Genomic DNA, 17,096 nt, shown 5'->3' on the forward strand with positions numbered 1-17,096 from the left:
TACTATTTCCCTTCCAACTGCCGCATCCCCTCTTCCGTGATCATTTCGGTAGACCAAGGCGGAGACCACACCAGATTTACTTTTACATCCAGATTCGGAAAACGTTTTAAAAGTATCTGCTCCGTAGCAGTTGTAATAGTGCCGCTCATCGGGCAGCCGGGTGTTGTCAGGGTGAGTTCTATCTCCAGCACGTCGCCATCCAGGCTCACACTATAGATCAGCCCCAGGTCAACTATATTTATGCCCACTTCAGGGTCGATGATGTATTTTAAGGTTTCGAAAACTTCATTTCCGAAGTCTTCAGACACTTGCGTTTCCATAGGAAAAAGGTTTTAGTTCCTGAACTTTATGCAGTAGCAATTGAAACACATTGGCCGTGTATAGCAACGATGTGATAGTAAAGCCGATAGCACCGGCAAGTATGATCTGTTGGTTGTTCAGCAGCACGCCTGTTACCAGCAGCAGATACCCAAACAGGTAACTATAGTTTTGCCAGCGCTGAATGGCATGGTTGTAAAGGTCTTTCGGAAGCGGGGTTTTAAAGCGGCCCACATAGTCTTCATACGCATGCATCCAAACTATAAAAGGCAATGTTTTAAAGGTTTGCCCTAGGATAATGGCAGATATAAAGCCCAGGAAAACCGAGATGCCATACACTAAATACACAGCTGAAAGCAACTGTTGTGGCAACGCAACCTGACTGCTAACTATAAACACCAGTACAATGGGTAAAAGCAACAGGGCAAGGGCCACAAATGTCTGTTTCATGCCCAGGTCCATGTCATGACGCTGTCGTGTTTTGCTGGTCTCGTAAATGAATACCATAAACGATAGAATTCCGGCAACAACCAGAACCGCATACACCGGCAGTAACGCCGTATGAAAGAACAGGTGATCGAAAATGAAGAACACCAAGCCGGCATTGATCAGGTTATAGCTCCAGTTCAGTTTCTTAGTGCTCTCGGCGTGTGCCAGCAAAAACATCGGGATCAGTTTGGAGCCTACCCCGATAATGAGCAGCAGGAACCAACCGGCCATGCCAATATGCGCGTGCAGTTTTAAATAATGGGTGTGCTCTACCGGCAGAAAAGCCATTGTAAAGTTCAGCACCATGATCAGCCCCACTATACCCGTAACCAGCAACCAGATAGCCGAAGTAACTATAAAGTCAGATTCAATGGTCCATTTGGGTGCCAAGCGAGCCGTCTGGATTACGTTGATATTGAAGAGTATAAAAGAGATAACTAAACTACAGGCAGCAATGTGCATGACATGCCCTAACTCAAAATTCCAGAAGCACCAGGCTAAAAGTATCGTTCCTATTCCTAAAAATCCGAAGGCTATAGTTGCCAGTTTTTCAGAATATAGTTTGCAGTCGAGCACTACCGGCAGTAACTGGTACAGTGCCCCGAAAATAAGCATGGTTGCCCAGCCAAGTGCTGCCACGTGTGTTAAGGTCAGCAGCTTCGGGTGGAAGTAATGACCGCTAAAGGCATCGGTAGAGAACAGCAGTAAAATACTGAGCGCAACAAAAGCCAGGGCAGCAAAAGCGTAATGCGGCAGCACAACCCATTTGCCCGGCGAGTTGGATGTAGTGGCAGTGCTCATTGTCTGGTTATTTATAGATCAGCAGGTCAACCTGGTTAGGGCCTACTTCCTTTATAGTTATGTTAAACCCACGCTCCTCGAGCTGTGGCAATAAAAATTGCGGCACCCGTTTGTGCACTACGTACAGGGCTTCTTGCTGTGGTAATATCTCCAGCTCACCAAGTATTGTTACCATCGGCTGCGGCATTTCCATAGCGCGTACATCAATGCGTCTTACTTTACCTGCAAAGCCTGCCAGCACATCATCAAAGCTGCCTGTCTCAGGTTTTATAGTTTGTTCTGGCGCATTATTGGTTCCAGCATCTTTCCAGAAGTAGGTATGCACCAGGTTTGCATTTTTAACATCGGTCCAGAAACTATAGCCTTTCTTTTTCAGGATGGCAATAAGCGGTGTTGGCTCAAAAGTGTTGATGATCAGCAAGGCATTGTTCTCCCCTATCCCGTCCACTGCGTTCATGATCTTCAGGAACGGATCGTTTCCGGAGGCTATATCTTCGCATACATCCAGGGCAACTATATGTTGCGCTGGTAGCTGCGCCAGGTAGGCCGGCATGGTCTTAGTTTGGGTTTCAGGTGTCTGCATGATGATCGGTTTTTTCGTATTCCTGGTTTTGCTTTCGCTGGCTATAAAACCTAGCGGCTCCAGCTTTTCATAAAACTTTTCTATGTCGCAGCCGCCAATGCGGGCAGCATCGGCTATAGTTACCCGCGATGCCAGTATTTTGCGCAGCACCGGGTTGCGAAGCTTCTCGAAGTACCTGTTTATACTTGCAATCGCATCTATCGCTGCCGGGTTCTCCTTTATCAGCGCAGATATTTTGGTGTTGGCCGCTATTTGCATCGTTATCAAGCCCGGGCTTTTACATTCCAGAATTCAGGAGTAAAGGTATCCAGGCGCGGGTCGTGTTTATGAGAAAGCAGTTTACCGGTCAGCTCCAGCTCGTCAGGGTTTGCCATCAGTTGCACATACGGAAACAGCTCTCTTTCTTCCCAGCGAATGTGGTCATTGAGGTCTCTTTCCAGTACTTTGAACAGCTCTTTATTCATCGGGCTGCCACTTTTTATTAAGTCAACTATAGTTTGCAGCAACCTGTGCTCTTCTGCCAGTCGTGCCCTCACGGTATCATCTGATTTCAGCACTCTTTTCAGTATCCACTCTTCTTCTTCGCAATGCTCTTTCAGAATGGTCTCCCAGAAATAGCGCACATAGGTACGCATCAGTTCCAGGTCGGTTCCGTTCTTCAGTCCCTGGCGTATCTTCCAGCAAAACAACAATCCGAAGTGGTGTTCACGGGATAGTGGCACCAGGCTCTTATCTCTTTTCTGGGGTGCTATTGCGTTTTTCATAACAGTGGTAATTTAAATGTCTGAATCAGGATTTACAGAATTTTATGATTTCCAGGATTTCGTTAACAGGAAAAGTATAATTCATTAATCCTTCCCATCCTTTAATCCTGAAAATCCTGATTCAGACATGGTATTTATTTCACTACTTCTTTTTCCATCTCGATCGCTTTCGGGAACAAGATGTTGTTCTCTAAGTGGATGTGACGGAAAAGATCATCTTCAAACTCCTGCAGTTTCTTGAATGCAACTGTATAGGTAGCGCAGGCATCCGCAGGCAATGTATAGTTATTGGTAAGCTCACGAATCATTTCAAGCTCACGGCCGGCATGATCGTGTTCCATTTCCATCATGTTGATCGGGTTCTGGATAGAACCGAAGGCAGCAGGCTCCATTTTCACGCCGCTTTTCTTGGCTTCATCCAGCTGCTTAATGTAAGGGAACAGTACACGCTCTTCTTTCGGCATATGCGATTCCAGCTCGTTGGCTACGTTCGTGAAGTGCTTCACAACTTCCAGCAGTTCCGGGTGGCGCTGGCCGTGTACGCGGGCAATTTTAGTGGTGTATTCGTACAAAGCTGGTATAGCTTCGCGCACATATTTATGGTGCATGTTCACGATATAGTCTGCCAGGAAAGAAGGCTCCCATTTGTCGTACTCCGCCTGGCGGTTCTGCTCGGCTTCGTCCATGGCAACCAGTTCTGCTTCCAGTTGGTCCTGGCTGATGCCTTTTTCTTTACAAACCTGTGCTACCGACTTTTTACCACCGCAGCAGAAATCGATACCGAATTTTTTAAATACCTGTGCCTTGCGGTAATCTTTAGCTACCAGTTCGCCTACAGTTTCACCTTCTTCAGGGGTAAGCTTGGTAATGCGTACTTCCCATACTTCAGGCCCCTGCTCCAGGTAATCAAACTTAAATATGTTACCACGCTCGCCCAGTAACTGGTAATACACCGGCTTTGGATCGTGGTCGTTATGGATAATAAAAGAGTCGCCGCCTTTCATATTGTCGAACCATTCAAAAATGGTTGGGTGCTTCATGCGAGGCTCCAGAATGGTAACATCTAATTTTCTTTCTGCGATTTGTGTGGTTTCCATATTGGTTAATTTTTGTTGTTATAATCAATCACCGGTGTAAAGGTAAAACGCGATTTTTTAAAATAAAAGATAAAAAGGTGTTTTATTATTTTATTAAACGTGCTACCTTTACAACAGGTTCAACAACAGCATCTTTAAGTTTAAAAATTTGTATTAAGTACCTTTTTAAATAATCGTTTATCATAAAAAAATCGTTTATAATTTTGATTTACAGGCACTTAAAATAACTATACAAGTTTACCACTATCCCCAAAGGGCAAAAATGACCGAAGTCATTTATTTGAGTGACCTTGCTCATCAAGGTTGGGTTTTATAGTTGATAGTTTAGTGAACTCAAAGTATAGCTGTTTTATATATATCAACTTTAGTTACTGCCTTCCAGACCCGGTTTACGGTTTGCAAGAGGCTGTTTAACCAGAGTTACCGGCCTTATCGGCCCAGAGCCCGTCACAGGCAAATGCGCAGCAATTATTAAGAAACCCTTAAAAAAATTTATAGAGCTACCCCTATGAAGAAAAGTAAAAGAGCAGCCGGCCTGTCCTTCTCCCGGCATTTTACCACCGCAGCGCAAAATGCCTACGACATGTTCCGATTCGAGCTCCGTTCCTCCACTATCCGCAACCCGACAGGCGATGTGGTGGCAGAGCTGAACGATGTGGAAGTACCTGCACAGTGGTCGCAGATCGCGACAGATATCCTAGCTCAGAAGTACCTGCGAAAAGCAGGCGTACCTCAGGCCGATGGTAGAACCGGTTCCGAGAAATCAGCGAAGCAAGTGGTGCACCGCCTGGTAAAATGCTGGCAGGACTGGGGAAGTAAGTATGGTTATTTTGCGTCGGAAAAAGATGCGCTGGTGTTTTACGACGAGCTGGTGTATATGCTGCTGGGCCAGTACGCCGCGCCTAATTCGCCACAATGGTTTAACACCGGACTTTACAATTCTTATGGCATTTCAGTTAAATCACAGGGACATTATTATGTAGACCCCGCCACCGGCGAGATGAAGGAATCGACTTCTGCTTTTGAGCGGCCGCAACCACATGCCTGTTTTATACTTTCGGTACAGGACGACCTGGCGCAGAAAGGTGGCATTATGGACCTGCTGGTGCAGGAAGCGCGGGTATTTAAGTACGGATCCGGCGTAGGCACTAACTTTTCAAACATCCGGGGCAAGGAAGAAGAGCTGTCTGGTGGCGGTACCTCTTCGGGACTGATGTCTTTTTTAAGGGTGAGCGACCGTGCAGCCGGAGCTATAAAATCGGGTGGCACTACACGCCGGGCTGCTAAAATGGTGTGCCTGGACCTGGACCACCCTGAGATACAGGAATTTATAAACTGGAAAAAAGACGAGGAGAAAAAAGTAGCGGCTCTTATTGCGGCCGGCTATTCCGGCGATTTTGAAGGGGAAGCTTATAATACGGTATCGGGCCAGAACTCAAACAACTCGGTACGTGTACCCAATACCTTCTTTAAAGCGCTGCACCAGAACGGCGCCTGGCACCTGACTGCCCGCACCACCGGCAAAGTGCTCAAATCGATACCAGCCCGTAGTTTATGGAACCAGATAGCGGATGCTGCCTGGGCCTGTGCCGATCCGGGCCTGCAGTTTGATACAACTATAAACGAATGGCATACCTCTCCCGCGGAAGGCAGAATAAACGCATCAAACCCGTGCTCGGAATATATGTTCCTGGATGATACGGCCTGTAACCTGGCATCGCTGAACCTGCTGCGCTTTTTTGATGAGGGGAAACAGCGGTTTGATGTAGCCGCTTTCGAACATGCCTGCCGCCTGTGGACAGTAGTGCTGGAGATATCCGTACTGATGGCGCAGTTCCCTTCCGAAGCCGTAGCGCAACGCTCTTATGACTATAGAACGATCGGCCTGGGCTATGCCAACTTAGGTGCCTTATTAATGGTGCAGGGCCTGCCTTACGACAGCGACGAAGCCCGCGCCTTATCAGCTGGCATTACATCGCTGATGACAGGTACCGCTTACAGAACTTCTGCTGAAATGGCTGCGAGTTTGGGAGCTTTTGCCAAATATGATATAAACCGCGATGCCATGCTGCGCGTGACCCGCAACCACCGATTTGCCACTTTTGATCAACCGGAGAACTATGATAACCTGAGCATTAAACCGCATGGCCTGGACCAGCAGCTTTGCCCCGATTACCTGTTAAAGGCTGCACAAAAATCTTGGAACGAGGCGCTGCAACAGGGAGAAAAATACGGTTACCGAAATGCACAGGCAACTGTGATCGCCCCAACCGGAACGATTGGTTTGCTGATGGACTGCGACACAACTGGCGTGGAGCCGGACTATGCCTTAGTGAAATATAAAAAACTATCGGGTGGCGGCTATTTCAAGATCATCAACCAGTCTATACCAAGTGCGCTCAGCAAGCTCGGCTATAGTTCTGATGAGATCGAAGCTATTGTAAACTATGCCAAAGGCCATAATTCGCTCACCGGTGCGCCACACATTAACCCGGAATCACTGCTCAAAAAAGGCTTTACCGAAGAAGAAATTACCCTACTGGAAGCAGCCTTACCAAAAGCCTACGACCTGTCGTCACTCTTTAATATATATACACTTGGCAAGGCCTGCTTAGAGCGCTTAGGCTATAGTTCAGCTGAATACCAGACGCCCGGTTTTAATCTGCTGCAGGCATTAGGCTATAGTTCGAAACAAATTGAAGAAACGAACGACTATGTTTGCGGCACCATGACCGTAGAGGGCGCCCCGTATCTGAAGCCGGAGCATTACACTGTTTTTGATTGTGCTAATCGCTGCGGCACCAAAGGCAAACGCTTTATTCACGCCGAAGGGCATATTAAGATGATGGCTGCGGTGCAACCCTTCATTTCAGGGGCTATCTCTAAAACGATAAACCTGCCTAACGAAACGACCGTGGAAGAAGTGGCGCATTGCTACGAACTATCCTGGGAATTAGGGTTAAAGGCCTGTTCAATTTACCGCGATGGCAGCAAACTTTCACAGCCGTTGACTTCGAAAAGCAGCAGCACAGAAACGGAAGAGAAAACAGAAGAAAAGGTAACTATAACAGAAACGCAATTTAACGCAGAGCAGGTATTGCAGGCCGCTAAAGCCATTCTTTCCGATGCCTCGAACAACGGTTTCCGGGAAGAACTGACACGTATGGTGGAGCGACGAAAGTTACCGGACAAACGCAACGGCTTTACCCAGAAAGCAAAGATAGACGGCCACACGGTTTACATTAGAACAGGTGAATATGCTGATGGCTCTTTGGGTGAGCTGTTTATTGATATGTATAAGGAAGGGGCTTCGTTCCGGTCTATTCTGAACTGTTTTGCTATTTCCGTATCGCTGGGCCTGCAGTATGGCGTGCCGCTGGATGAGTTTGTGAACCGATTTACGTTTACCCGTTTTGAACCAGCCGGCCGCGTGGAGCATCCGAATATAAAATCAGCCACATCGGTGTTCGACTACATTTTCAGGATGTTAGGCTATGAATACCTCAACCGGAAAGACCTGGTGCACGTGCACCCCGAAGAGCCGGAAATTATAGATGAAAAGCCTGTTACTGAAAACTTACCGGAGCAGGCAGCAACTATAGTTTCTGAAACTTCAACCACGAAAAGTAATGGAAAAAGCTATTCTGTTGTTACCCAAAGCAGGACGGTGCTGATGGAACAGACACAGCAGGTACTGGCCAGCATGATGGGCGATGCGCCGATCTGCAACGTTTGCGGCCATATAACTATACGCTCCGGCACCTGTTATAAATGTCTGAACTGCGGCAATAGTTTAGGCTGTAGTTAAACTGTCTGAATCAGGATTTACAGGATGAAAGGATGAACAGGATTTTTCATCAACAAAGTTTATCATCCCCCTACCCCCATCAAAGGGGGACGATACATAGGAATTAAAGGTAGATTAAATCTGCGGACCTAAATCTTGAAAATCCTAAAATCCTGTAAATCCTGATTCAGACAATATTTAAGTAACTTGCAAAATGACGAAAAAGAAAGACATACTTAGTCTGGAGGATGTAAAGCTGCTGGTGGATACTTTTTACACCAGGGTGCGTGCCGATGAAATGCTGGGACCAATATTTGATGAACGCATTCAGGACAAATGGGCGAAGCACCTGGATATCATGTACCGTTTCTGGCAGACTGTTTTGCTGGAAGAACTTACCTACCAGGGCAATCCGGGTGTGAAGCATATTACGCTGCCTGTAGATGAACAACATTTCGAGCGATGGCTCCAGATCTTTTACACAACTATAGATGAGCTTTTTACCGGTGAGAAAGCGGAAGAGGCAAAATGGCGTGCACAGAAAATGGCCGAGATGTTTGCCAGTAAAATTGAATTCTATAAACAGAACAAAGGCAGAACGATCCTTTAAATACTACCTATAGATGAGCCCCGAACACTACCTGATACTGCTGACCTTTTTATGGGTTGGCTTCGTGAGCGCAATCAGTTTTATGGAAGCATGGCTGAAGTTCAGGGCACCGGGCGTAACCTTACCAATTGGCCTGAGCATCGGGCGGCTGATTTTTAGCGGAATGAATAAAGTGGAATGGTGCTTCGGGCTGGCTTCGCTGGTGTTGATTATCGTTAGTGGTAGCCTGGGAATTACGACGTCCTTTCTCCTGTTTATACCGATCCTGATCCTACTGGTTCAAACGATCTGGCTACTGCCTGCCATGGGTAAACGCGCTGAGCTAGTAATCTCAGGTGTAGAACTACCGAAATCAGTCTTACACTTTTATTACATCGGGGCTGAACTTGTAAAGGTAATTTTGCTATGCAGCTTCGGAGTCACGTTGCTCGGAAACCTGTAAACTATAGTACCATGAATTTGGCTGGTTTCACAGGGTGTGCCTAGCTAACTTTCTTTAAAGCAGCAACAGCTTTATTGCCGGCAGTTACACTTGTAGTTTGCAGCTGAGAGATAAAGAACAGCAGGACTCCCACCGGTAAAAGTATACTTACTCCAAAAAGCATTTCATTATAGTTAGGTATCGCTCCGGCTCCGACCCAATAGAAGATCCCCTGCAAAAACAGTAATGCTTCGCTACCGATAAAGCCAGCGATAAAAAGCCCCATCCCCCATTTGCTTACAGCTGATCTTAGACTTAACCACCCCTGCTGCACACAAAAGGCAACTATAAAAAAGCTTACAAACCCGATCAGCACCAGGTGCAGGTACCCGATAATAAAGTTGCGCAACTGATAGGCTAAATCAGCCATGTACGGAAAGGCGGTGGAGAACTGCATCAGGGTTTTAAGCACAAATGCCGTGGATACAAGCAGAACTATAGTTTTGCTCCAGTTGCCAAATAAGTTCAACACTTGCTTACGGATAGGCCAGACTATAGCCACCAAAATTACCAGGGCTATTACCTGTGCAAATGCTGCCACTCCACCCACTAAATAAACTATGGCATCAGGTTTTATCCAAAGCACAGATAGTAAATAAGCCGGTAAACATGCCCAGAACATCACCCTGAAAAACAGCAAACTATAGTTGCGGTTAAAGCTGATCTTGTGCGACTCAAGTAACCAGAACACCAAGCCTAACACGGCAAAAGTAAGCCAGCCGTTGTACAGAAAATGCAGGTAGAAATAAATGGCGTTATAGTATAGTTCGGTGCCGCTATGGCCCGTTGCCATAATCGGGCCCATTGCCCACGGCCCCAGCGACGAAAGCGCCAGGAAAAACAGCGCAGCTTTCACAAACCGAAAAGACAAACTATAGTTACCCGAATTTAAATTTACTGCTTTTGCATCTCTCAGAAACTGGTAGATGAACCAGTAAGTAAGCAAAATATGGAGCGTTGAAAAGGTGATAGAAACAGCGCCATAACCCTGCACCGGAAAACTCAGCAACATACCTAATACCGCACACTGCGCTAACCAGAACTGCCAGCTATAAATTGCTTTGTTCCTGAACGACGCAGGCAGATAAGCATGTATCAGCGCTATGAAAAGCACCGGGTAAAGCCAGCCCAGCAATGCCGCATGCGAGTGGGCATGCAACAGGTATTTATAGTTGAGGCCGGCAACAGGTTGTATAAAAGTCCAGCGCAGCAACAGGCCCAGCAGGGCAATTATGACCAGGCTAAGCAAGGCGCTTAACAGCGGTAAACGCCATTTACCTAAGTCTATAGTTACGTTGTTATCGGTTACAGGCACTATTTAAAGTAGGTTTGATACTGAGCCAGTCTGGAAGCCAGGCGATCGCGGGCAGCAATGGCAGTTTCCAGATCGTCTGCTTTTAACGTTTTTACGTCTTCCAGCATCGGTACTAAATATACGTGCAACATGTCGTGCTCCGGTCCTTTCATGCGGCATTCATTAAACACTTCATCAAACCCAAGCTGTAGTACATGCCCTAATTCATTTATAGCTTCCAGGTTGCTGGTATCCGGCTGGCTCAGGTGGTCCTGCATTAGTTGCTGTAGCTGTTGTATGTTTGCGTTGGTAGCATCATCGGCTTGCCAGCGCTCTACCCCGTTCAACGAAAGCTCTGATTGCTCTGCATGTACCTCGGCATGGCCGTTTTCCAAAGTATGGTTACCTGAGCAGGAAAAGAGTAGGCCAGCTATAAATAAAGAAGCGATATAGAGTTTCATAAGTACTTGTTTAAGGTGATGATATTTAAAGAGAAGCTGAAGGTTTTCTGAAGCCTCAGCTATAGTTGTGCGGTTTCAGGCACTTCGCGCACTAATTTTATAAGGTCCTGCTGCAAGGCCTTGCTGCGGTCCTTTGCATACCATAGTTGTACCTGCTGCACCAGCTCCTCATGGCCAGCATCAGGTCTTTCGGTTTTAAACTGAACTACCTGCTGCTGTATAGCTGCCGGACGAGCTCCCCAGGTAAATAAACGTTCGCCGGTTCCTGCATCTTCGCAGATCAGTTTTGGGATCGATCTGCTTCCGTTTGTGAGACAGGTATTCATTAGTTCCGGATTTTCGTCGCGCAGTAGTACAGTCAGGGTTATGCCCGGTGTTTGTTCGGCAATGGCAGCAATGGCAGGCAATAGTTGTGCACCATCTCCGCACCATGCTTCTACCAGTAACAACCAGTTCCAGTTCAGGGCTTTTTGTGCGAGCAAGTCACTCAGTTCTGGTTGCAGTACAAACTGTTTTTCCACACGTTTCATGCGTTGCAGGTTCAGTTTTGTAAAGTCAATCTTTTGTTGGGTCTGCTCATCACCGGTTGTTTTTCCCCGGGCAATCAGTTCTTCGGTAAAGGCTTTAAATTCCTGGTAGGTCATTGGGTTTACCAGCTCGCTATAGTAGGTCTGTGAAGGTATCATGGTGTGTAATTTATACACTGCAAGTATAGCATAACCTGTTAACTTATAAAGTGATACTTGTCACTTCGCATAAAAAATTCGAGGATTTTCCGAATCGCTTAAGATAACCTGCACTAAATGACGGAAATCATTTTAGATACTGACACTACTCATTTCGGACGGGTAAAACTATAGGTAACATTGCCGGATGATTCAGTGATCATCTGCCTGCCTATGTTCGGTAACATCCTGCAAAGATGCTCCCGGCCCAGAACCAGGTAAAAACAACTATAGCTTTTTCAACCATGAATAATAGTGTCGCTCAAAAAACCACGCACGCCTTCAATGCCAACAACATGCAGGTAGCGTTCAGTACTAAAACCGATTCAGAACTTAAACTGGCCAACTTCCTCTTTACCATGATGGGCAAACCTGCATTGGTGAAGATAGGCGGTGTTGCTACCAACATGGCGCTTAAACTTGGCTTACCTGTTAAAGGTCTGATCCGGAAAACAATTTACAAGCACTTTTGCGGTGGAGAAACCGTGCACGAGGCGCAAACTATAGTTGCACGGCTGGCAGCTGCAAAGGTGCACACCGTACTGGATTATGCCGCCGAAGCGCAGACCGATGAAGCTGGCTTTGATATGGTCCGGGATGAGATCCTTGGCAACATTGCGCTGGCTAATAAAATGAAGTCCTTTTCTTACCTCAGCATTAAGCTAACAGGTATTGGCCACAAGGATATCTTCCAGAAACTGCATGAAAAGAAGCCACTAACGGAACAGGAAACACAGGCCTATGAAAGAACGGAAAACCGCCTGGATGCTGTCTGCAAAGCTGTATCAGCAGCTAACCTGACCTTGTATATTGATGCCGAAGAAAGCTGGATGCAGGACCCGATGGATGAACTGGCTGAGAAGATGATGTTTGCTTACAACACCAGCCGGGCGGTGATATTTAACACCCTGCAAATGTACCGGGTAGACCGCGTTGTCTACCTGAAAGCCTGCATAGAACGCTGCAAAGATGCCGGCGTAATAGCCGGTATAAAAATAGTGCGGGGAGCTTACCTGGAGAAAGAGCAGGAACGTGCCCGCACCTACAACTATAGCTGCCCGGTATTTACCGTAAAAGCGGACACCGATAAGAGCTTTAACCAGGCCATCGATATTTGCCTCGAAAACCTGGACCGTGCCGAACTTTGCGCTGCCACGCACAACGAATTCAGCACCACGTATTTAACGCAGCGCATCCTAAACGATAAGATCGGAAATCATCAGCAACACATCCATTTCTCGCAACTATACGGCATGAGCGACAACCTGACGTTTAACCTGGCAGATGCCGGCTTTAATGCCTCTAAGTACCTGCCGTATGGCGATGTAGCTACAGCCATTCCTTATCTTATCCGCAGGGCTGAAGAAAACACTTCTATTGCAGGACAGATGAGCCGGGAACTGGAAATGTTGCAGGATGAATTAAAACGCCGCCAACTATAGTTTACTGGCTTGTGGCAATCTTACCAATATCTGTAACCCACTGACCTACAGCTCGTTTTTATAGTTTACCAACTACTTAAGCTATGAGAAAGACATTGATAATAGGTTTAGGATTTTTTGCGTTTGCCTGCAACGATACGAACACGACGAATAAAGAATCGGACACCGAAGCAACCAGGACTGAAGAAACAGCAGGTGATAACGATGTAGAGATCGGATCCGGCAAAGAAATAAGCCCGCAACTGGAAGGCCTGGAAGATACCGGCCGCCTGGAAGTAGATACTCTTTCTTCAGCAACTGAAGAACACCAGCGTCAGCAAAAACAACAGAAACAATAGCAAGTAAAGCAAAACAGGAGCGCAAGGTAATAACCTTGCGCTCCTGTTCTTTTAAAGCAAACTATAGTTTGCTACAGGTCTCTCCTGGAGAATATACGCCTGGAGGTCAGCACCGGAATAAGTGCCCAGAGCAGCAGCAATCCAAAGGCGGCGGCAATTCCCAATACGCTCCCGAAAATACTTTTATACAACGCACCGGTATAGCCCATCAATGCCGACACATCCAGGTTCAGCAGCACTATAATCCGACCCAGATCGATCGGGTTCAGTGCCGTCATAGCCAGTGTGGCATACTCCAGCGGATAATCGCCGAAAGCATATAGGATGAACAGTACAATACCATCGTAGATCAGGGCAAAGTAGAACCACAACAGCAGCGCAATACCAATGCCTTTGGCTTTATCTCTGGTGATCACCGATGCCAGAAAAGCCATGGCCACGAAGATGAAGGTGATAAACACACCTGTAAGCACTAAGTATAAACCCGTTAGCCCTGGACTGAAGATGATGACCGGAATGCCTACACCAACTATAAAAGCAGCCGAAAGCGAGAATGCCACACCTAAATACTCGCTCATGAATATCTTTGTGCGGTTGATAGGCTGCGCTACCAACAGTTCTATAAACTCATAGGAGTTATAAAAGTGGGTGGTGGCAAAAACAATGCTTATCAGCGGCACGGTTAGCAGTACCAGGTTTAGCAGACTCAGAATGCCTTTATCAGGGCTGCCACCCAGGTTAAACAACCCGATCGAGAGCAGCAGCAGAAACAAAGTATAAGCTATGATGATCCTGCTTTTAACGATGTCGAGCAATACGTATTTGATGATCTTGTTCATGGGTGATATCCTTCGTTCATGATTTTGGCAACAGCGCGGCTCAGCCGGTCTTCCTGCGTATGCACTTTCAGGTCAACTATAGATTCATAGAACTTGATACTTCCATCTACCAGGCACAGCACTTCGTCGGCCACTTCTTCTATCTCGCTCATGATGTGCGATGTGATGAGTATCAGTTTACCCCGCTTCTTTTCCTTCAGTATCTTGGCTTTCAGAATTTCGGCGGCAATAGGGTCCAGGCCGGCAGTGGGCTCGTCAAGTATCAGAACGGGCGGATCGAACAGGAAAGCCAGCGCCGCGCTCACTTTCTGCTTGGTACCACCTGATAAAGCGCCCATGCGTTTGTCATAGATCTCTTCCAGCGCATAAAGCCCTATCAGTTCCTCATCCACGCTCTTTTCTTTTTTACGGATGTCGAGGATCATTTCAATCACCTGCCGGATCTTCATGTTTTCGGGGTATTTGCCAATCTGGGGCATGTACCCGATCTGGCTGCGGTAGGCATACTTTTTAAGCACACTCTGGCCATTTATTTGTATGTCGCCGCTGTCGGGTAATACCATGCCCAGTATGCACTTGCTCAAAGTGGTTTTACCCGCTCCGTTTGGTCCGATAATAGACACGACTTTCCCGGCACCAAACTCAACGCTCACGTCCCGCAGCACCTGTAGTTTGCCGTAGGACTTGTGCAAATTCTTTATCGTTATCATGTTTAATTCTCTTCATCAAGGGTTTTTCATCTACCAGGTTTTCCGGTATAATGCTTGGCAACACTTTCTCCATGTTATCCATCAGATCCACCATAAAACTACGCATAAACATAACAGAAGGCGGCACGCGTTCTACCAGCATGGCATACAAGCTAACCGGCCTGTACGGCACATCGCCCACGCCGTTTTTATCCAGATCGTAACCGGTATATTTCTCCCAGTAGTTGTTCTCAAAGTGGTTTAGCTGGCTGGTACCGTTTGTGCTTACATCAAAGGAGTTGCCGGTAAAATTATTCAGCCGGAAGGTATCGTCCATGCAGGTTGTCATTAGTTTTATGGCCCAGCCGTTGCGCTCAAAATCATTGTTCTTTATATCCAGACGGCTGGAGCTTTCCATGTAAATGGCAGTGGTATTTCGCCGGAAGATGTTGTTCCGGATCACGCTGTCGCGGATGTCTTTTAGCAGTAAACCATAGGCTGCCGCGCCCCAGTTATCTTCAAAGGTATTGTGTTCCATCCGCACATCATCGGTATACATTACGGCCACACCGGCCCCGTTATGCCGGAAAACATTATAGGTATAGGTATTGCCGTTGGAGAACATAAAGTGCATCCCATAGCGCTGGTTGTTACGGCTTGTGTTGCGGTGTACCTTGCTGTTCTTCACCACTTCCAGGTAAATGCCGTCGCGGTGGCCCTGCACATTGTTGCCGCTTATTTCCACTTCATCGGTATAGTATAAATGGATGGCATTGCCCAGCGCCGATTCTGTTTTACCGGTATTCTCCCCTTTTACCACATTATCCTTTATAGTTATCTTCTCTGAGTTCTGCAGGTAAATACCATAATAGGTGTTCAGGATGGTGTTGTTGAGAATACGGACGTTGCTGGCCCGGAAAACACGAATGGCAGCATCATCGCGGATATAGCTGGTAGCAATGTTTTTGAGTGTAAGCCCCTCTATAGTTACATCGTCGACGGTAATCGTCAGGATCTGACCTTTATAGTTGCTGTCGATCACCGGGTTGTTCTGCCCGATCAGGCGGAGCGGTTTGTTTATTTCGATACCGGCTTCCTGGTAGGTACCTCCGTCTATCAATACGGTATCGCCGGGTTTGGCTTTTTGCACAGCCTGTTTCACCGAAGTATAGGGGCAGGATTTGCAAACTTTCAGGGTGGCGCTAAACGCAGTCTGACCATAGAGTAACAAGGCCAGGATGTGTGCCAGTATAAAGATTAATCTATTCGGGTTTTTCATTTTTCTGTATAGCTAAAACTACCTCATCCCAGTTAAGCAGGCGGCCGCCACGCTCCTGTTGCATCTTTTGTGCAGTTCCCTTATCAGTGAATGCTGTCAGAAACATTCCCATCGGGCTTGGCAACTCCCGGCTCTGCAGAAAATGGGCTTCCCGGGCATTTATAAGCTGGTTGGGGTTGGTATAGTCTGTAACCATCAGGTAGGCGGCATTGTTTCCCTGTTCCGGCTGCTCGTTCACAAAAGCGGCCAGGCACTCCGCCGAATCAAAATAAACGGTTTTCCCTTTGTCGTTCACCAGTTCGGCGCCGAAGCGGTTATCGGCCACGGTCATGTTGCAGTGGGCACAGTTGGCTTCGCCGTAAGGGATGGGTTTGGGCTCTATTGAGCAGGCAGTTAGCAGCGCAACTATAAGCATAAAGCTTACAAGGCTTTTTAAGGGTTTCATGTAGTTATCAGGGTCTGTTCTTCTAATTTATTTTTACGACTTACATAATAGGCTATGGCTGCAAATACAAGCGCCAGTAAAATACCCAGGCTACCGGTAGATGGCAGCGAGAGTGCTTCGAAATTGAGTAATTGCTTCCGGCCCAGAAGCGGCGGAATATAGGTCATGCCCGGCACTTTAATGGGCGCTTCCGGACTCAGGTTTGTACCAAACTTCACCAGCCACAGGTAAAAATCCAGTATGCCCACAGCACCACCGATCAGCAGTAATACACCCCAGTATAAAATCAGTCTCCGTTTACCCACCAGCGCAACTATAGCACCTGTTATCATGAAGGCAAAAACAATGTAGGGCATTATCTTAAGTTCTGCAAAAGACTCCGCATGGATCGGCTCCATGCCAATGTAGTGGTTCAGGATGTTAAAGTTCTGCAGAACGCTCTCGGAGCTGCCCGATATTTTATTTACCCAGATGTGCATCTCCAGCCCTTCGGGATATTGTGGCGCTTTCAGATAGATCTTCCACATCGGGGAGAGGAACAGCAAACCCAGAGATAATGCAGCCAGAAACATCAGTAATCTGCTTAACTTATTCATGGTGCTATAGTTTAGTAAAGCAATAAAAAGCAGCGGAGCCTGCTACCCGCAAACTCCG

The 17,096-nt window shown here is 46.9% G+C and carries 18 protein-coding genes; 5 read left to right on the plus strand and 13 right to left on the minus strand.

Annotated features, from left to right (window positions below; genetic code table 11):
• Nucleotides 1-2: 2 nt before the first annotated feature.
• From GSQ66_RS06945 to ric, 5 genes are all read right to left on the minus strand, one after another.
• The gene (locus GSQ66_RS06945) at nt 3-320 is read right to left on the minus strand and encodes a metal-sulfur cluster assembly factor (RefSeq protein ID WP_162426799.1); all 318 of its coding nucleotides are present in this window, start codon (nt 318-320) and stop codon (nt 3-5) included.
• Nucleotides 301-1,608, minus strand: a complete 1,308-nt coding sequence (locus GSQ66_RS06950) for a hypothetical protein (RefSeq protein ID WP_162426800.1) — start codon at nt 1,606-1,608, stop codon at nt 301-303. The genes GSQ66_RS06945 and GSQ66_RS06950 overlap by 20 nt, the downstream gene beginning before the upstream one ends.
• Before the next feature lie 7 nt (nt 1,609-1,615).
• Nucleotides 1,616-2,449 carry a DUF2249 domain-containing protein gene (locus GSQ66_RS06955; protein ID WP_162426801.1) on the minus strand — a complete coding sequence of 278 codons (834 nt, stop codon included), beginning with the start codon at nt 2,447-2,449 and terminating at the stop codon, nt 1,616-1,618.
• Between the two features lie 5 nt (nt 2,450-2,454).
• Nucleotides 2,455-2,955 (minus strand): hemerythrin domain-containing protein, encoded by a 501-nt coding sequence (locus GSQ66_RS06960; RefSeq protein ID WP_162426802.1) that lies wholly within the window; start codon nt 2,953-2,955, stop codon nt 2,455-2,457.
• A 134-nt stretch (nt 2,956-3,089) separates the two neighbouring features.
• Complete coding sequence (gene ric, locus GSQ66_RS06965; RefSeq protein WP_162426803.1) at nt 3,090-4,052, minus strand: iron-sulfur cluster repair di-iron protein; 963 nt, start codon at nt 4,050-4,052, stop codon at nt 3,090-3,092.
• Nucleotides 4,053-4,560: 508 nt separating this feature from the next.
• Between ric and GSQ66_RS06970 the strand changes: the two genes are divergently transcribed.
• The 3 genes from GSQ66_RS06970 to GSQ66_RS06980 all read left to right on the plus strand — a co-directional run bounded on the left by GSQ66_RS06970 (nt 4,561) and on the right by GSQ66_RS06980 (nt 8,891).
• A complete protein-coding gene (locus GSQ66_RS06970) occupies nt 4,561-7,860 on the plus strand; it encodes a vitamin B12-dependent ribonucleotide reductase (protein ID WP_162426804.1) in 3,300 nt (1,099 codons plus the stop codon).
• Between the two features lie 193 nt (nt 7,861-8,053).
• Nucleotides 8,054-8,449, plus strand: coding sequence for a group III truncated hemoglobin (locus GSQ66_RS06975; protein WP_162426805.1), 396 nt, complete (start codon nt 8,054-8,056; stop codon nt 8,447-8,449).
• A gap of 13 nt (nt 8,450-8,462) precedes the next feature.
• Nucleotides 8,463-8,891, plus strand: a complete 429-nt coding sequence (locus GSQ66_RS06980) for a hypothetical protein (protein WP_162426806.1) — start codon at nt 8,463-8,465, stop codon at nt 8,889-8,891.
• A 40-nt stretch (nt 8,892-8,931) separates the two neighbouring features.
• Here the strand turns inward: GSQ66_RS06980 and GSQ66_RS06985 are convergent, their stop codons facing one another.
• Genes GSQ66_RS06985 through GSQ66_RS06995 form a run of 3 tightly spaced genes read right to left on the minus strand, consistent with a single transcriptional unit; the run spans nt 8,932 to nt 11,371 of the window.
• Nucleotides 8,932-10,245 carry a hypothetical protein gene (locus tag GSQ66_RS06985; RefSeq protein ID WP_162426807.1) on the minus strand — a complete coding sequence of 438 codons (1,314 nt, stop codon included), beginning with the start codon at nt 10,243-10,245 and terminating at the stop codon, nt 8,932-8,934.
• Nucleotides 10,245-10,685 carry a hypothetical protein gene (locus GSQ66_RS06990; protein WP_162426808.1) on the minus strand — a complete coding sequence of 147 codons (441 nt, stop codon included), beginning with the start codon at nt 10,683-10,685 and terminating at the stop codon, nt 10,245-10,247. Before GSQ66_RS06990 ends, GSQ66_RS06985 begins: the two co-directional genes overlap by 1 nt.
• A 59-nt stretch (nt 10,686-10,744) precedes the next feature.
• Nucleotides 10,745-11,371 (minus strand): thioredoxin family protein, encoded by a 627-nt coding sequence (locus GSQ66_RS06995; protein ID WP_162426809.1) that lies wholly within the window; start codon nt 11,369-11,371, stop codon nt 10,745-10,747.
• Nucleotides 11,372-11,655: 284 nt separating this feature from the next.
• On the opposite strand from GSQ66_RS06995, the gene GSQ66_RS07000 reads away from it, so the two are divergent.
• A complete protein-coding gene (locus GSQ66_RS07000; RefSeq protein ID WP_162426810.1) occupies nt 11,656-12,852 on the plus strand; it encodes a proline dehydrogenase family protein in 1,197 nt (398 codons plus the stop codon).
• An 83-nt stretch (nt 12,853-12,935) separates the two neighbouring features.
• Nucleotides 12,936-13,190 carry a hypothetical protein gene (locus tag GSQ66_RS07005; protein WP_162426811.1) on the plus strand — a complete coding sequence of 85 codons (255 nt, stop codon included), beginning with the start codon at nt 12,936-12,938 and terminating at the stop codon, nt 13,188-13,190.
• A gap of 71 nt (nt 13,191-13,261) precedes the next feature.
• Here GSQ66_RS07005 and GSQ66_RS07010 read toward each other — a convergent pair whose 3' ends face one another.
• From GSQ66_RS07010 to GSQ66_RS07030, 5 genes are read right to left on the minus strand one after another with little or no spacing between them, the layout of a single operon-like run.
• Complete coding sequence (locus tag GSQ66_RS07010; RefSeq protein ID WP_162426812.1) at nt 13,262-14,029, minus strand: ABC transporter permease subunit; 768 nt, start codon at nt 14,027-14,029, stop codon at nt 13,262-13,264.
• A complete protein-coding gene (locus GSQ66_RS07015) occupies nt 14,026-14,739 on the minus strand; it encodes an ABC transporter ATP-binding protein (RefSeq protein WP_162426813.1) in 714 nt (237 codons plus the stop codon). Before GSQ66_RS07015 ends, GSQ66_RS07010 begins: the two co-directional genes overlap by 4 nt.
• Nucleotides 14,672-15,997 (minus strand): nitrous oxide reductase family maturation protein NosD, encoded by a 1,326-nt coding sequence (locus GSQ66_RS07020; protein ID WP_162426814.1) that lies wholly within the window; start codon nt 15,995-15,997, stop codon nt 14,672-14,674. The genes GSQ66_RS07015 and GSQ66_RS07020 overlap by 68 nt, the downstream gene beginning before the upstream one ends.
• Nucleotides 15,981-16,442 carry a nitrous oxide reductase accessory protein NosL gene (locus tag GSQ66_RS07025; protein WP_162426815.1) on the minus strand — a complete coding sequence of 154 codons (462 nt, stop codon included), beginning with the start codon at nt 16,440-16,442 and terminating at the stop codon, nt 15,981-15,983. The genes GSQ66_RS07020 and GSQ66_RS07025 overlap by 17 nt, the downstream gene beginning before the upstream one ends.
• Entirely contained in the window at nt 16,439-17,038 is a 600-nt protein-coding gene (locus GSQ66_RS07030) for a hypothetical protein (protein ID WP_162426816.1), read from the minus strand. The genes GSQ66_RS07025 and GSQ66_RS07030 overlap by 4 nt, the downstream gene beginning before the upstream one ends.
• Nucleotides 17,039-17,096: the final 58 nt, after the last annotated feature.

The sequence above is a fragment of the Pontibacter pudoricolor genome (assembly GCF_010092985.1).
GTDB classification, from domain to species: Bacteria; Bacteroidota; Bacteroidia; order Cytophagales; family Hymenobacteraceae; genus Pontibacter; species Pontibacter pudoricolor.

Bases quoted from the DNA above. Each gene is read 5' to 3' on its own strand.
- GSQ66_RS06945 (WP_162426799.1), bottom strand. From the start codon at position 320: ATGGAAACGCAAGTGTCTGAAGACTTCGGAAATGAAGTTTTCGAAACC.
- GSQ66_RS06950 (WP_162426800.1), bottom strand. From the start codon at position 1,608: ATGAGCACTGCCACTACATCCAACTCGCCGGGCAAATGGGTTGTGCTG.
- GSQ66_RS06955 (WP_162426801.1), bottom strand. From the start codon at position 2,449: ATGCAAATAGCGGCCAACACCAAAATATCTGCGCTGATAAAGGAGAAC.
- GSQ66_RS06960 (WP_162426802.1), bottom strand. From the start codon at position 2,955: ATGAAAAACGCAATAGCACCCCAGAAAAGAGATAAGAGCCTGGTGCCA.
- ric (WP_162426803.1), bottom strand. From the start codon at position 4,052: ATGGAAACCACACAAATCGCAGAAAGAAAATTAGATGTTACCATTCTG.
- GSQ66_RS06970 (WP_162426804.1), top strand. From the start codon at position 4,561: ATGAAGAAAAGTAAAAGAGCAGCCGGCCTGTCCTTCTCCCGGCATTTT.
- GSQ66_RS06975 (WP_162426805.1), top strand. From the start codon at position 8,054: ATGACGAAAAAGAAAGACATACTTAGTCTGGAGGATGTAAAGCTGCTG.
- GSQ66_RS06980 (WP_162426806.1), top strand. From the start codon at position 8,463: ATGAGCCCCGAACACTACCTGATACTGCTGACCTTTTTATGGGTTGGC.
- GSQ66_RS06990 (WP_162426808.1), bottom strand. From the start codon at position 10,685: ATGAAACTCTATATCGCTTCTTTATTTATAGCTGGCCTACTCTTTTCC.
- GSQ66_RS06995 (WP_162426809.1), bottom strand. From the start codon at position 11,371: ATGATACCTTCACAGACCTACTATAGCGAGCTGGTAAACCCAATGACC.
- GSQ66_RS07000 (WP_162426810.1), top strand. From the start codon at position 11,656: ATGAATAATAGTGTCGCTCAAAAAACCACGCACGCCTTCAATGCCAAC.
- GSQ66_RS07005 (WP_162426811.1), top strand. From the start codon at position 12,936: ATGAGAAAGACATTGATAATAGGTTTAGGATTTTTTGCGTTTGCCTGC.
- GSQ66_RS07010 (WP_162426812.1), bottom strand. From the start codon at position 14,029: ATGAACAAGATCATCAAATACGTATTGCTCGACATCGTTAAAAGCAGG.
- GSQ66_RS07015 (WP_162426813.1), bottom strand. From the start codon at position 14,739: ATGATAACGATAAAGAATTTGCACAAGTCCTACGGCAAACTACAGGTG.
- GSQ66_RS07020 (WP_162426814.1), bottom strand. From the start codon at position 15,997: ATGAAAAACCCGAATAGATTAATCTTTATACTGGCACACATCCTGGCC.
- GSQ66_RS07025 (WP_162426815.1), bottom strand. From the start codon at position 16,442: ATGAAACCCTTAAAAAGCCTTGTAAGCTTTATGCTTATAGTTGCGCTG.
- GSQ66_RS07030 (WP_162426816.1), bottom strand. From the start codon at position 17,038: ATGAATAAGTTAAGCAGATTACTGATGTTTCTGGCTGCATTATCTCTG.